Source organism: Bordetella tumbae, from assembly GCF_965139195.1.
Lineage (GTDB): Bacteria > Pseudomonadota > Gammaproteobacteria > Burkholderiales > Burkholderiaceae_B > Bordetella_A > Bordetella_A tumbae.
Genome location: NZ_CBCSJH010000001.1, coordinates 254,120 through 266,391 on the forward strand (window position 1 = coordinate 254,120; position 12,272 = coordinate 266,391).

Genomic DNA, 12,272 nt, shown 5'->3' on the forward strand with positions numbered 1-12,272 from the left:
GCGCATCACGGGCCCGATGAGCCGCTGGCAGGAGTGGCGTTGGGTGCTGGACGATGTGGTCGCCAACGAGACGGCGTTCGGGCCGACGGCTCGTCTTTTATATAAAGACGATACGCAAGAGCGCTGGCTGCACCCGGGCTATACGGTGCGCTTGTTCAAAGACGACGCCGAAGGCTATGTGTTGAACGCTACGACGGCGGCACCCTGTTGGTTTGTGTTGTGGCGTATGCACGATGCCGAAGACGGCAGCGAGCCTCAGGCTCGGCCTGAAATTGTGACGCTCAGCTATCACGATGCGGGCCGCTGGCTGGATGCTCAGGAAACGGTGGAACAGGTACCGGCGCCACCGTCGGTGGTGCAATGGATGAACGCCTTTATTGCCGAGCATTATGTGCCTGAACCCAAGCGGCGCAAGCGCCCGGCCAGTTTCCAGTCACTGCAGGACCGTTTTGGCAATCCTGCGTCGGTGTCGACACTGAAGAAGTTTCGGGGCGAGGGTTCGTCATGACTGCGGAAAATCGGGACGGTTTTCTGCATCGTTGGTCGCGACGCAAGATCGAGGCCCGCGAGGGGGGCGTCCCGGATGAGGACCGTCCGCAGCAGGAAGCGCCTGCGGCGGGGGGTGAGCTTGCGCAGGATTGCGCTACGGACGAATTTTCGCAGCGGACCTCTGCAGCCTCGCCTGCAGAGGCCGTTTCGCACACGGGCAACGATGGCATAGGGAACGAAGCGCCGCCGTTGACGCTGGAGGACGTGCAGGCGTTGACGCGCGATTCGGATTTCGCACCATTCATGACTCGGCAGGTCTCGCCCGAGGTCAAAAACGCGGCATTGAAAAAGCTGTTTTCCGACCCGCATTACAACGTCATGGACGGGTTGGACATCTATATCGATGACTATTCGAACCTGGAGCCGTTACCGGCGCCCATGTTGCGGCGGTTGGTGAGTGCGCAGGCGCTGAAGATGTTTGAGGCTGTCAGCGAGGATAGCGCCGAGAGTTCCTGCACTGAGGACCGGGCGGTAGACGCGAATGTGCAGGACAGTGAGACAACGCCCGCGGCGGGGCAAGCCGAGATGGAAGACGAGGGCGAGGCCGATCGCCCACAGGCAGCATCTGAATCAGAGTAGTGCGGGCAGCAGAGAGGCCATGATGCTAATGAGTCTCGGTTCTTTATTCAGCATTGCGTCAGCGTAAACTCCACTCGTTGGACCTTTTATTTTTTGCGCTCATGACGACTCTAATCTGTGACTGCAACCGCACCATGCCGCTGGCTCCCGATGAGTTGAGCCGCGCGTTGGGCGAGCCTCTGGCACCTCATTCGTTGCTGTGCCGCGGCCAGGCGGGCGATTTTCAGCAAGCGATCCGTGGCACGGACCAGGTGGTGGTGGCCTGTACGCAGGAAACACGGCTGTTTGATGAGCTCGGGCGCAGCACTGAAGGCGCGATCGCGCCGGTGCGTTTTGTGAATATTCGGGAGACAGGCGGTTGGAGCCGCGATGCCAGACAGGCCATGCCTAAATTGGCCGCCTTGCTCGCCGCCGCCCATCTGCCCGAACCGGATCCGGTGGCTACGGTGACGTATCGCAGCGCTGGCCGCTTGTTGATCATAGGGCCGTTGGATCGAGCCGAACAGGCGGCGGCGCTGCTGGATGATGTGCTGGAAGTCACCTTGTTTGCGGATGGCCACGGCCATGCGGGCGGCACTCAGGCACGTCAGTACCCTGTGCTCGCGGGCCAGCTTGACCGTCTGCAGGGCAGGTTGGGGGCATTTGAGCTGTCCTGGTCGCAGCACAATCCGATTGATCTGGATCTGTGCACCCGCTGCAATGCGTGCGTGGCGGCCTGTCCCGAAGGAGCGATCGGCCTGGATTATCAGGTTGACCTGACGCGTTGCACAGGGCATCGAAACTGTACGGCATCCTGTACGGTGGCGGGCGCCATTGATTTTCAGCGTCCGCCGAGGCAACTGACAGAGGTCTTTGATCTGGTGCTGGATCTGGGTGCGACGCCGCAGTTCCGTCGTCATGAGCCGCCGCAGGGCTATTTCACCTGGGCTGATAATGCGCCGGGGACGCTGTTGAAACTGCGCGAGATGGTGGGCGAGTTCGAAAAGCCCAAGTTTTTCGACTACAAACAATCTCTCTGCGCGCATAGCCGTAACGAAACGGTAGGCTGCCGGGCCTGTGTGGACGTGTGTTCGGCCGAGGCCATCAGCAGCGACAAGCATCATCAACGGATTGTGGTGGATCCACATTTATGCGTGGGCTGTGGCGCCTGCACGACCGCATGCCCGAGCGGCGCGCTGTCCTATACATATCCGCGCAATCCCGATCAGGGGCTGAAACTGCGTACGCTGCTGGGTACCTATGCCCAGGCTGGCGGAAGCCGCGCCGTACTGCTGCTGCATAGTCAGCAAGCGGGCCAGCAACTGGTCGAGGGGCTGGGCCGTGCGGCACAGTTGAAGCAGGCCCACGGCGTGCCTGCGAATGTGATTCCGGTTTCTCTGTGGCATACCGCTGGTGTGGGGGCGGATCTGTGGTTGTCGGCCATCGCGTTTGGCGCGGCCCAGGTGGCAGTATTGCTGACCGGCGAAGAGGCGCCGCAGTATCAGGATGCCCTGAGGGCCCAGATGGACATCGCGCAGCGTATTCTGAATGGCTTGGGTTATGCAGGGCAGCATTTGCATTTGCTGCAGGCTACCGAGGTCGCTGCGCTGGATGGCGCTTTGCAGGAGGTAGCGAGCCTGCGTCCCGTCGCGCCTGCCGAGCCCGCTCGTTTTGCGGTGGCACCGGAAAAACGGACGACGCTGAGTCTGGCGTTGGATCATTTGGTGGCGTTGGCTCCCGAGCCTTTACCCGAGACTATCGATCTGCCGGGCGGCGCTCCAGGCAGTGGGTCGCCGTTCGGCGCGGTCACCGTTGACCCTGACGCCTGCACGCTGTGCATGAGCTGTGTGAGCGCTTGCCCGGCCAATGCGTTAAAGGACAACTCACAGCTTCCGCAGCTGCGGTTCATCGAAAAAAATTGCGTGCAGTGCGGCCTGTGCGAGCAGACTTGCCCCGAAGACGCAATTCAGTTGGTTCCCCGGCTGTTGTTGTCCGAGCGTCGCAAGGAAGCCGTGGTTCTGCATGAGGCCCAGCCATTCCATTGCATTCGCTGTAACAAGGCCTTTGGTACGCAAAAAGGCGTGGAAACCATGTTGCAGCGTTTGGGCGGGCACGCGATGTTCCAGGGCGCCGCGCTTGAGCGCTTGAAAATGTGCGGCGATTGCCGCGTTATCGACATGTATTCGTCTTCTAACGAGACACGCATTACCGACCTATGACGATTATTCCGCCTACCGCCACTGAACCGGCCAGCCATGACGAAGACTTTGCGCGGGCAGAGATTTATAGCCTGCTGGCGCATTTGTTCTATGCGCCGCCTGCGCCGGCGTTATTGGCACAGTTGCGGGAGGCGGATGAGGACGATTCGGGCAGTGTGCTGGCGCTATCGTGGAACGCCTTGCTGGCTTGCGCACGCGAACTGGACGTGACGGCGATACAGGCCGAGCACGATACCTTGTTCGGCGGGGTCGGCAAGCCAGATGTTTATTTGTTCGGGTCGCATTACCTGGCAGGGTTTCTCAATGAAAAGCCCTTGGTTCGCTTGCGCGATGACTTGACTGCGCTGGGACTTACACGTGACCCTGCCATGCCTGAAACCGAAGATCACATCGCGTATTTGTGCGAAGTCATGCGCTTTCTGATCACAGGCGCGGATACCAATACGTCGAATCTGGCCCAGCAACGGGAGTTCTTTTCGACGCATATCCGCCCGTGGGCAGACGATTTGTGCGCTGCGATCGTGCAGCAACCGGCTGCACGATTTTATGCGCGCCTGGCTGAATTTTTCCGGGATTTCAACAACATAGAAGCACAGGGCTTCGATATGCTGTCCTAGCCCGTGCCGTCTGGGCAGCTGTTTTTGATGCTGCGCGGCTAATAGCCTTACTTATGAAAGGGGATTGGCCCTTTGTGCGTTATCGCGGTACAGTATGCAAAGAGTTTCATATCTAGTAGCCCCGGAGGGGATCGTCATGTCACAAAAGAATCCTCGACTTTCGCGCAGGATGTTCTTGGCCGGCGCTGCCACAGCAGGTGCGGCGGCCGCGGGTGCGGCTGTTCTGCCTGAAAACCGCCAGACTGCTCAGACCCAAGCGGATGCCAAACCGGCGCCCAAAAACGGGGGCGGCTACCACCTGAGCGAACACGTCAAGCGCTATTACAAGACCACCCTCGTGTGACGGAGTCCGGCATGTTGCTGACCAAGAAAACCGTTGCCGCGCGCGATAGCGCGGTGCAATCCAATTTCGTGCAAAGCCTGCGCCGCGGGTTGTCGCAGGCTTTGCCTACGATGGATCGCCGCACGTTTCTGCGCCGCTCGGGTATAGGCGTCGGCGCTGGGCTGGCAGCTGCTCCCCTGGCGCTGGTGAGGCAGGCGGACGCCGCCGAAACCAAGGAAGTCTTGACCGGCAAAACGAAAACGTCTGTGCACCGCACGGTCTGTTCGCACTGTTCGGTCGGCTGTGCAGTCGACGCCGTTGTGGAAAACGGCGTCTGGGTGCGGCAAGAGCCTGTGTTCGATTCGCCCATCAATCTGGGGGCGCACTGCGCGAAGGGTGCTGCCCTGCGCGAGCACGGCCATGGTGAACACCGCCTGCGTTATCCGATGAAGCTGGTCAATGGCAAGTACCAGCGCATCAGCTGGGACACGGCACTGACTGAAATCTCCGAGCAGCTACTGAAGCTGCGCAAGGACAGTGGGCCGGATTCCATTTACTGGATTGGCTCGTCCAAGCATAACAACGAGCAATCGTATTTGTTGCGCAAGTTTGTCAGCTATTTTGGCAGCAACAATTGCGATCACCAGGCGCGTATCTGCCATTCCACGACGGTTGCCGGTGTGGCCAATACATGGGGCTATGGCGCCATGACCAACTCGTACAACGACATGCAGAATGCCAAAGTCGCTTTGTACATTGGGTCTAATGCGGCCGAAGCGCACCCCGTGTCGATGCTGCACATGCTGCACGCGAAAGAAACCGGTTGCAAAATGATTGTGGTGGATCCGCGTTTTACACGGACCGCCGCCAAGGCCGATCAACACATTCGCATTCGGTCGGGTACGGACGTGGCTTTCTTGTTTGGCCTGCTGTATCACATCTTCAAGAACGGATGGGAAGACCAGGCCTACATCGATGCGCGTGTCTACGGCATGGATCAGGTCAAAGCCGATGTGCTGGCAAAATGGACACCGGACAAGGTTCAGGACGTATGCGGTGTCGACGAAGCCACGATGTACGGCGTGGCCAAGTTAATGCACGAAAACCGGCCCGGCACGTTGGTGTGGTGTATGGGGCAAACGCAGCACTCCATCGGCAACGCCATGGTGCGCGCATCCTGTATTGTCCAGTTGGCGTTGGGAAATATCGGCAGATCGGGTGGCGGAGCCAACATTTTCCGTGGCCACGATAACGTGCAAGGCGCCACGGACGTGGGGCCCAACCCGGACTCACTGCCGGGGTACTATGGCTTGACTGAAGGCTCGTGGAAACACTTCGCCAACGCGTGGGGTGTGGATTACGAATGGATCAAGAGCCGGTATGCCTCACCGGAGTTGATGACCAAGCCGGGCATTACGGTGTCGCGTTGGATCGACGGCGTGTTGGAAAATCCCGAGGTACTGGATCAACCCACGAATCTCAAGGCGGTCATCTATTGGGGTCACGCACCCAACTCGCAGACGCGCGGGCTGGAGATGAAACGGGCCATGGACAAGCTCGATCTGCTGGTCGTCGTGGATCCTTATCCGTCGGCGACAGCGGCCATGGCGGCCATGCCTGGCAAGCCCGAAGAGCTCAACCCAAATCGCGCGGTTTATTTGTTGCCGGCTGCGACGCAGTTCGAGACCAGTGGTTCCTGTACGGCCTCGAACCGCTCACTGCAATGGCGCGAAAAGGTCATTGAGCCGCTGTGGGAAAGCCGCAGCGATCACATGATCATGTATCAGTTCGCCGAAAAACTGGGCTTTGGCAAAGAGTTCGTCAAGAACTACGCGCTGCAAAAAGTCAAAGGCATGGACGAGCCGGTGATCGAGGACGTCCTGCGCGAGATCAATCGCTGCTGCTGGACAATCGGGTACACCGGTCAGAGTCCCGAGCGCTTGAAAGCGCACATGCGCAATATGCACGTGTTCGATGTGAAGACCCTGCGCGCCAAAGGCGGCAAGGACGCCGAAACAGGCTATGACCTGACGGGCGATTATTTTGGCTTGCCGTGGCCGTGTTGGGGCACCCCCGAGATGAAGCACCCGGGGACGGCGAACCTGTACGACACCAGCCTGAATGTGATGCAGGGCGGCGGGAATTTCCGTGCGAACTTCGGTGTCGAGCGTGGTGGCGTGAGCCTGCTGGCCGAAGACGGCTCGCATTCGAAAGGCGCGGATCTGACGACAGGCTATCCCGAGTTCGATCATGTGCTGCTCAAGAAACTGGGTTGGTGGAGCGAGCTGACCGATGCGGAAAAGACCGCAGCCGAAGGCAAGAACTGGAAAACAGACCCTTCTGGCGGGATCATCCGTGTGGTGATGAAGAACCATAGCTGCTATCCATTCGGCAACGCCAAGGCCCGTGCCGTGGTGTGGAATTTCCCGGATCCGGTCCCGCAGCATCGCGAGCCCATCTATGGCACGCGCCCGGACCTGGTCGCGAAATATCCTTCGCACAATGATCTGAAGACATTCTGGCGCGTGCCGACGTTGTATACGTCGCTGCAGCAAAAGAACGTCGCGGACAAGCTGTACGAAAAATTCCCGATTATTTTGACGTCGGGCCGCTTGGTCGAGTACGAAGGTGGGGGCGAAGAGACGCGTTCCAATCCATGGCTGGCCGAGTTGCAGCAGGAAGCTTTCGTCGAGATCAATCCAAAGGCGGCAGCGGATCGCGGCATTCAGAATGGCGATCGGGTATGGGTGCATACCCCCACGGGTGCGCGCCTGAATGTTCAGGCGTTGGTCACGCCGCGAGTGGGTCCCGACACGGCGTTTATGCCATTTCACTTTTCGGGTCATTGGCAAGGACAGGACATGCTGGCCAGCTATCCGGAAGGCGCAGCCCCGATTGTGCGTGGCGAAGCCGTCAATACGGGCACCACGTACGGGTATGACTCCGTCACGATGATGCAAGAAACCAAAACCACGATCTGCAATATCGCAAAGGCTTGAGGAGAGCGTTATGGCGAGAATGAAATTCGTCTGTGATGCAGAGCGTTGTATCGAATGCAATAGCTGCGTCACGGCCTGTAAGAACGAACACGAAATCCCGTGGGGCGTTAACCGCCGCCGCGTGGTGACCTTGAACGATGGCGTGCCCGGTGAAAAATCCATCTCGGTTGCCTGTATGCACTGCAGTGATGCGCCGTGCATGGCAGTCTGTCCGGTGAACTGCTTTTATCGCACCGAAGAAGGTGTGGTGCTGCACAACAAGGACACCTGTATCGGTTGCGGTTATTGCTCGTATGCGTGTCCGTTTGGCGCGCCGCAGTTTCCGTCCGAAGGGGCGTTCGGCGTGCGTGGCAAGATGGACAAGTGCACGTTCTGTTCGGGTGGTCCCGAAGAGCACGGCAGCGCCGCCGAATTTGAGAAGTATGGCCGCAACCGATTGGCTGAGGGCAAGCTGCCTGCGTGTGCCGAGATGTGTTCGACCAAGGCGCTGTTGGCTGGCGATGGCAACGTGGTGGCGGATATATTCCGCACGCGCGTCTTGCATCGCGGCAAGGGCGCCGAGGTCTGGGGCTGGGGTACGGCCTATGGCTCGCAACAGGCTGATCAGCCGCCCGCACAATCGCAGCCTGCGACGGACACAAAGGGTAAATCATGAGCTTACGTTTTGCCTTTGCCGTGATGGGTATCCTGGCGCTATCGGCCTGTACAGAGACGCCACAGGAAATGCATTCCAACGCCGGTCACGGCGTCCCCGAGTATGCGGGCACCGGCAGTAATTTTGTGGCGCCGGGCTGGACGCAGGGTGACAAGACCAGTTGGACCAGCGAGATGACCGCACGGACCCAGCGCGGACAGAACGAGTACAACAAACTTAACTGACCGGAGATCGCCATGTTACGGTCATTTTCCCAAGGTAAAACACGCCTCCTGGGGGCTTGGGGAGCGCTGTGCGCGGCGATGCTGACGGCTGTCGTATTGCTCGCGCCTGCCGCAGCACAGCAAGCCGCACCCGCCAGCGGCGGGCTGGGTGGCATCCAGAGCGCCAATATTTTTGAGGTCAAGCCTGATGCCAATGAGCAGCCAGGTTATGCCGAACAGACCAATGCCGAGCGCGCCAAAGTACAGCCCGGTAATAACGCACCCATGTGGCGCCAAGTCAATTCCGGCGAGCCAGGGTACAGCAGCTTGCCGCATAGCCAGGCGCCTGAAGCCGGCGTGCTGATTCAGCGCTTTGTGCAATATCCGGGATCGCAATACACCACGGCTGGCGAAGCCTGGCGTCAGGTGCGCAACAATTGGTTGATTCCCTATGGCGGCGCATTGCTGCTGATTGCATTTGTGGCGATCGCACTGTTCTATTTGGCCAAGGGACCGATCAAGGTCCATGGTGCGGAAACCGGCCGCAAGATCGAGCGCTTCACGTATTTCGAGCGCGCCGCGCATTGGGTGAATGCGACTGCGTTTGTCATCCTGGCCTTGTCCGGCATCGTGATGGCGTTCGGCAAGTTTTTCATGTTGCCGTGGATGGGGCCTGCCATCTTTGGCAAGCTGACCTGGTTCCTGAAAACGGCGCACAACTTCGTCGGCCCCGTGTTTGCCGTGTCCTTGATCGTCGTGTTGTTGACCTTTGCCAAGGACAACATCTGGCGCCGTTACGACTGGACGTGGTTGCGCAAGGGCGGTGGTTTATTGCGGCCCCAGCATGTGTCGTCGGGACGTTTTAACGCCGGTGAAAAAATCATGTTCTGGGGTGGCATGCTGTTCCTGGGCATGGTGGTGGTGGTGTCGGGCCTTTTCCTGGACCATGTCGTGCCCGGGCTGGCATATACGCGTGGCAATATGCAGATTGCCCATATGGTTCACGGTGTGTCGGTTATCCTGATGATGTGCATGCTGCTGGGGCACATTTATCTGGGTACGATCGGTATGAAAGGCGCATACAAGGCCATGAAGACCGGGTACGTCGACGAAACGTGGGCGCGCGAACACCATGACGTCTGGTACGACGATATCAAGTCGGGCAAGGTCCCGGCGCAGCGCACTGCCGATCGGGCGTCGAAACGGCGCAGCCATGCGATGGTACGTCCGACATCGGGATCACATTGAACCAGCGAGTGCCTGCGCAAGCGGGTCTTGCGCAGGCAGGTCCGAGCCATGCACGACATGGGAAGGAGGACAGTTGACTGTTCCCTTCCCTAAAGGAAAGGGATTCCCACTTCACAGAACCGAGCCGTTGTACATCATATGCACTCAGGTCTTACCGTTTCTCCATGGGCTAACACCGCCAGCCTGGCGGCTAATGGTTTGCATGCCCGAGATACTATCCAAGCCAAACCAGAAAACTGGATATTTATCCAGATGCCAACTCAAATCAGACCAATCTTGCAGCCTTGCGGCTGCGCCCTTTCCTCCCCGGCATGAATGCCGAGGTTTCTCGGAGCAATGGATGAAGACGAGATTCGCAGCATGGTCACTGGTGTTGGGTGTGTTGAGCACTCAGGCCGCTTGGGCTGCCGTCAGTGCTCAAGACGAAGCCAAGGCCGCTGAAGCCAAAGCTAAAGCCGCCTGGAGCACCAAGGTGACCGCCTATCAATTGTGTGCGGCTCAGGATAAGGTCGCAGAGGAATACCGCGCGCATATGAAGGCGAGCGGCAAAGATGCGCCCGCACCCGTGGCCACGCCTGCCTGTTCGGATCCGGGGCCGTTTGCGTATGCGCCTCAGGCCCGGGAGGGCTCTGGTGCGCACTCTCCCGCAGAAACGGCAACGCAACCGCCGAGTTCCGCCCAGCCTGATAGCGCCGGCAAGCCGTTAGCTAAGTGAGCGTAACCCCGTTGTTGCCCCGACTGACTCAGGCAAGTGCGCCGTTGACCCGTGAGGTGACGGTCGTAAACGAATTTGGCGCTGCCGAGACGGTGTCTATTCCGGCAGAGCGTCCGTTGACGATTTATGTCGATCGGCGCGAGATCGTGACCTTGATGACGTTAGGCGCCATGCCTGAATTATTGGTGCTGGGGTACTTGCGTAATCAACGGTTGATCCGTGAGGCCAGCGACGTACTGTCCATCATGGTCGACTGGGAGGTCAATGCCGCAGCGGTGGAAACGCGCCACGGTATTACGGATATCGATGCCCGGACTGCTCAACGAGTGGTGACGACTGGATGCGGGCAGGGCAGTGTATTCGGCGGCCTGATGGAGGAGCTGGATCAACTCCAGTTGGCGCCGCATGCACGAGTGACACAGACGCAGTTATATGGTCTGCTCAATGCCATTCGTTTGCAGGAAACCACCTATAAATCGGCAGGATCAGTGCATGGCTGCGCGTTGTTCCGTGGCGCCGATATGCTGATGTTTGTCGAGGACGTCGGGCGTCACAACGCAATCGATACCTTGGCTGGCTGGATGTGGATGCAGCCCGAGTCCGAGCAGCGGGGAGACGACAAGATCTTCTACACGACGGGGCGGTTGACCAGTGAAATGATCATGAAATCCGCGCAGATGGGCGTGCCGGTCGTGGTGTCGCGCAGCGGCATGACGCAGATGGGATACGAAATCGCACGGGACCTGGGATTGTGCACCATTGGCCGTGCCATCAATCGGCGTTTTGTTTGTTATACCGCGCCGGAACGCTTGGTGTTGCAGCCTGAATTGGCGGCGTCGCGCGTGGCTGCCGATAGCGTGAGCGTCGCAAGCGGATCCTGATCGCCAGCAACGCTGGCGCCTTACAGAGCAAAGGTGCGTCAGCCTGGCCTGTGCGCAGCGCTTTTTGTGGGTCGGCGTTGCCGGGTGGTTTTTTGGGTCGTGAACGTCCACCACGGCAATACCCGTTTCATCGAGAGTACTTGACCGCTTTGCAACGGGCCGTAGCCTGGCATCGAGGACAGCGCGGCTTGCCATTGCGGGCTGCGCAGAATGGCAAGCAAAGCCTGCGTAGAGGGCTGATCCAGGGTCGATTTCAGGCAGACCAGGAAATAGTTTTCCTGCACCAGCGGAACAAAATCCAGTGCATGCCCGAGCACGGCGGGCTCGATGCCGAGACCGGCATCTGCATGGCCACTCGCAATAGCGTGAGCTACTGCGTTATGTGAGGGTTCCGTGCGTTCGTATCCATTGATCGCCGCCGCCGGGATGTTCGCCTGTTCGAGCAGCTCGTCAAACAGCACACGTGTACCCGTACCGAGGGCGCGATTCACATAGCGCACCTCTGCGCGGCGCAGATCGGCCAGGGCGCTGATGCGTTTGGGATTGCCTCGCGCCACGATCAGCCCCTGGCTGCGTTGGGCAAAGCCGATGATCTTGTGCAGCCCCGGCTTGAGCAGGGGTTTGTAAATGCGTTCGGTCAGGGAGCCTGGCACGGGGTCCTGGCGGGTATGAAAGCCTGCGATGACGCAACGGCCCTCGTTGAGTCCGCGAATCGCATCGACGCTGCCGGCATAGCTGATGTCGAGATAGAGCTTGTCGCTGGCCACGGCGTGCTCGCGCAACGCGCCCAAGGCATCGTCATGACTGGCGTACAGCGGCACAACGTGGGCCGCGTCGTCAAATGCCATGGCGAAAGCGCGCTCCAGATCGGCGCGTAGCGCGTTGATTTGCGGGGCCAGCCGGGCTTGGGCCTGGCGTTCGGCCCACAGCAATTTTTCACCGAATTCGTTCAGCTGTGCGGGCTGCCCCTTGTCCCAGACGATCAGGGTGCGGCCCAGTGTCTGTTCCCATCGTTTGAGCTCACCCCATACATGGCGGTACGACAAGCCTAGCGCCTTGGCGGCGCCCGAGATTGAGCCGTGTTCGCGCACGGCGAACAGCAAGTCCATCAGCGCGTTGCCGATGATCGAGGGGGCGGCCGACGTGGAGCCCAATTGGTAGGAGAGGTCGATACGATGCACGGCGGAAGTATGCCCTAAATGCGGGTTGGGGACGTTCCTCTGCAGATAGTAAGTCATCCCTATGCAAAAGTATTCATATGGTGGGCCGCGTTTTGGTGAGATACCCTCAGCACATTGTGCAGCGG

Annotated in this window: 11 protein-coding genes and 1 pseudogene; 11 read left to right on the forward strand and 1 reads right to left on the reverse strand. The window is 59.5% G+C overall.

Annotated elements, in window-relative coordinates:
- The 11 genes and pseudogenes from ACNA0J_RS01220 to ACNA0J_RS01270 all read left to right on the forward strand — a co-directional run.
- A pseudogene (locus tag ACNA0J_RS01220) lies at positions 1-508 on the forward strand (DUF3305 domain-containing protein); the annotation flags it as partial.
- Positions 505-1,128: a DUF3306 domain-containing protein gene (locus ACNA0J_RS01225; RefSeq protein WP_415815587.1), complete on the forward strand. Its 624-nt coding sequence runs from the start codon at positions 505-507 to the stop codon at positions 1,126-1,128. The pseudogene ACNA0J_RS01220 and the gene ACNA0J_RS01225, both read left to right, overlap by 4 nt.
- A gap of 101 nt (positions 1,129-1,229) precedes the next feature.
- Positions 1,230-3,326, forward strand: a complete 2,097-nt coding sequence (locus tag ACNA0J_RS01230) for a 4Fe-4S binding protein (RefSeq protein WP_415815589.1) — start codon at positions 1,230-1,232, stop codon at positions 3,324-3,326.
- Positions 3,323-3,943: a TorD/DmsD family molecular chaperone gene (locus ACNA0J_RS01235; protein ID WP_415815591.1), complete on the forward strand. Its 621-nt coding sequence runs from the start codon at positions 3,323-3,325 to the stop codon at positions 3,941-3,943. Before ACNA0J_RS01230 ends, ACNA0J_RS01235 begins: the two co-directional genes overlap by 4 nt.
- 136 nt (positions 3,944-4,079) lie before the next feature.
- Positions 4,080-4,286, forward strand: coding sequence for a twin-arginine translocation signal domain-containing protein (locus ACNA0J_RS01240; protein WP_415815593.1), 207 nt, complete (start codon positions 4,080-4,082; stop codon positions 4,284-4,286).
- An 11-nt stretch (positions 4,287-4,297) separates the two neighbouring features.
- Complete coding sequence (locus ACNA0J_RS01245) at positions 4,298-7,264, forward strand: formate dehydrogenase subunit alpha (protein ID WP_415815595.1); 2,967 nt, start codon at positions 4,298-4,300, stop codon at positions 7,262-7,264.
- A gap of 10 nt (positions 7,265-7,274) precedes the next feature.
- Positions 7,275-7,919, forward strand: coding sequence for a formate dehydrogenase FDH3 subunit beta (gene fdh3B / locus ACNA0J_RS01250; protein WP_415815597.1), 645 nt, complete (start codon positions 7,275-7,277; stop codon positions 7,917-7,919).
- Positions 7,916-8,143 (forward strand): hypothetical protein, encoded by a 228-nt coding sequence (locus ACNA0J_RS01255; protein ID WP_415815599.1) that lies wholly within the window; start codon positions 7,916-7,918, stop codon positions 8,141-8,143. The genes fdh3B and ACNA0J_RS01255 overlap by 4 nt, the downstream gene beginning before the upstream one ends.
- Positions 8,144-8,221: 78 nt before the next feature.
- Positions 8,222-9,370 (forward strand): formate dehydrogenase subunit gamma, encoded by a 1,149-nt coding sequence (locus tag ACNA0J_RS01260; RefSeq protein ID WP_415816487.1) that lies wholly within the window; start codon positions 8,222-8,224, stop codon positions 9,368-9,370.
- Positions 9,371-9,710: 340 nt separating this feature from the next.
- On the forward strand, positions 9,711-10,085 hold the full coding sequence (locus ACNA0J_RS01265; protein WP_415815601.1) for a hypothetical protein: 375 nt from the start codon (positions 9,711-9,713) through the stop codon (positions 10,083-10,085).
- Positions 10,082-10,966 carry a formate dehydrogenase accessory sulfurtransferase FdhD gene (locus ACNA0J_RS01270; protein WP_415815603.1) on the forward strand — a complete coding sequence of 295 codons (885 nt, stop codon included), beginning with the start codon at positions 10,082-10,084 and terminating at the stop codon, positions 10,964-10,966. Before ACNA0J_RS01265 ends, ACNA0J_RS01270 begins: the two co-directional genes overlap by 4 nt.
- 38 nt (positions 10,967-11,004) lie before the next feature.
- Here ACNA0J_RS01270 and ACNA0J_RS01275 read toward each other — a convergent pair whose 3' ends face one another.
- Positions 11,005-12,147, reverse strand: a complete 1,143-nt coding sequence (locus ACNA0J_RS01275; RefSeq protein WP_415816489.1) for a substrate-binding domain-containing protein — start codon at positions 12,145-12,147, stop codon at positions 11,005-11,007.
- Between the last annotated feature and the right edge of the window lie 125 nt (positions 12,148-12,272).

Excerpts from the sequence above, each read along its gene's own strand:
- ACNA0J_RS01240 (WP_415815593.1), top strand. The coding sequence starts at position 4,080 with ATGTCACAAAAGAATCCTCGACTTTCGCGCAGGATGTTCTTGGCCGGC.
- ACNA0J_RS01260 (WP_415816487.1), top strand. The coding sequence starts at position 8,222 with ATGCTGACGGCTGTCGTATTGCTCGCGCCTGCCGCAGCACAGCAAGCC.
- ACNA0J_RS01255 (WP_415815599.1), top strand. The coding sequence starts at position 7,916 with ATGAGCTTACGTTTTGCCTTTGCCGTGATGGGTATCCTGGCGCTATCG.
- ACNA0J_RS01245 (WP_415815595.1), top strand. The coding sequence starts at position 4,298 with ATGTTGCTGACCAAGAAAACCGTTGCCGCGCGCGATAGCGCGGTGCAA.
- ACNA0J_RS01265 (WP_415815601.1), top strand. The coding sequence starts at position 9,711 with ATGAAGACGAGATTCGCAGCATGGTCACTGGTGTTGGGTGTGTTGAGC.
- fdh3B (WP_415815597.1), top strand. The coding sequence starts at position 7,275 with ATGGCGAGAATGAAATTCGTCTGTGATGCAGAGCGTTGTATCGAATGC.
- ACNA0J_RS01225 (WP_415815587.1), top strand. The coding sequence starts at position 505 with ATGACTGCGGAAAATCGGGACGGTTTTCTGCATCGTTGGTCGCGACGC.
- ACNA0J_RS01230 (WP_415815589.1), top strand. The coding sequence starts at position 1,230 with ATGACGACTCTAATCTGTGACTGCAACCGCACCATGCCGCTGGCTCCC.
- ACNA0J_RS01235 (WP_415815591.1), top strand. The coding sequence starts at position 3,323 with ATGACGATTATTCCGCCTACCGCCACTGAACCGGCCAGCCATGACGAA.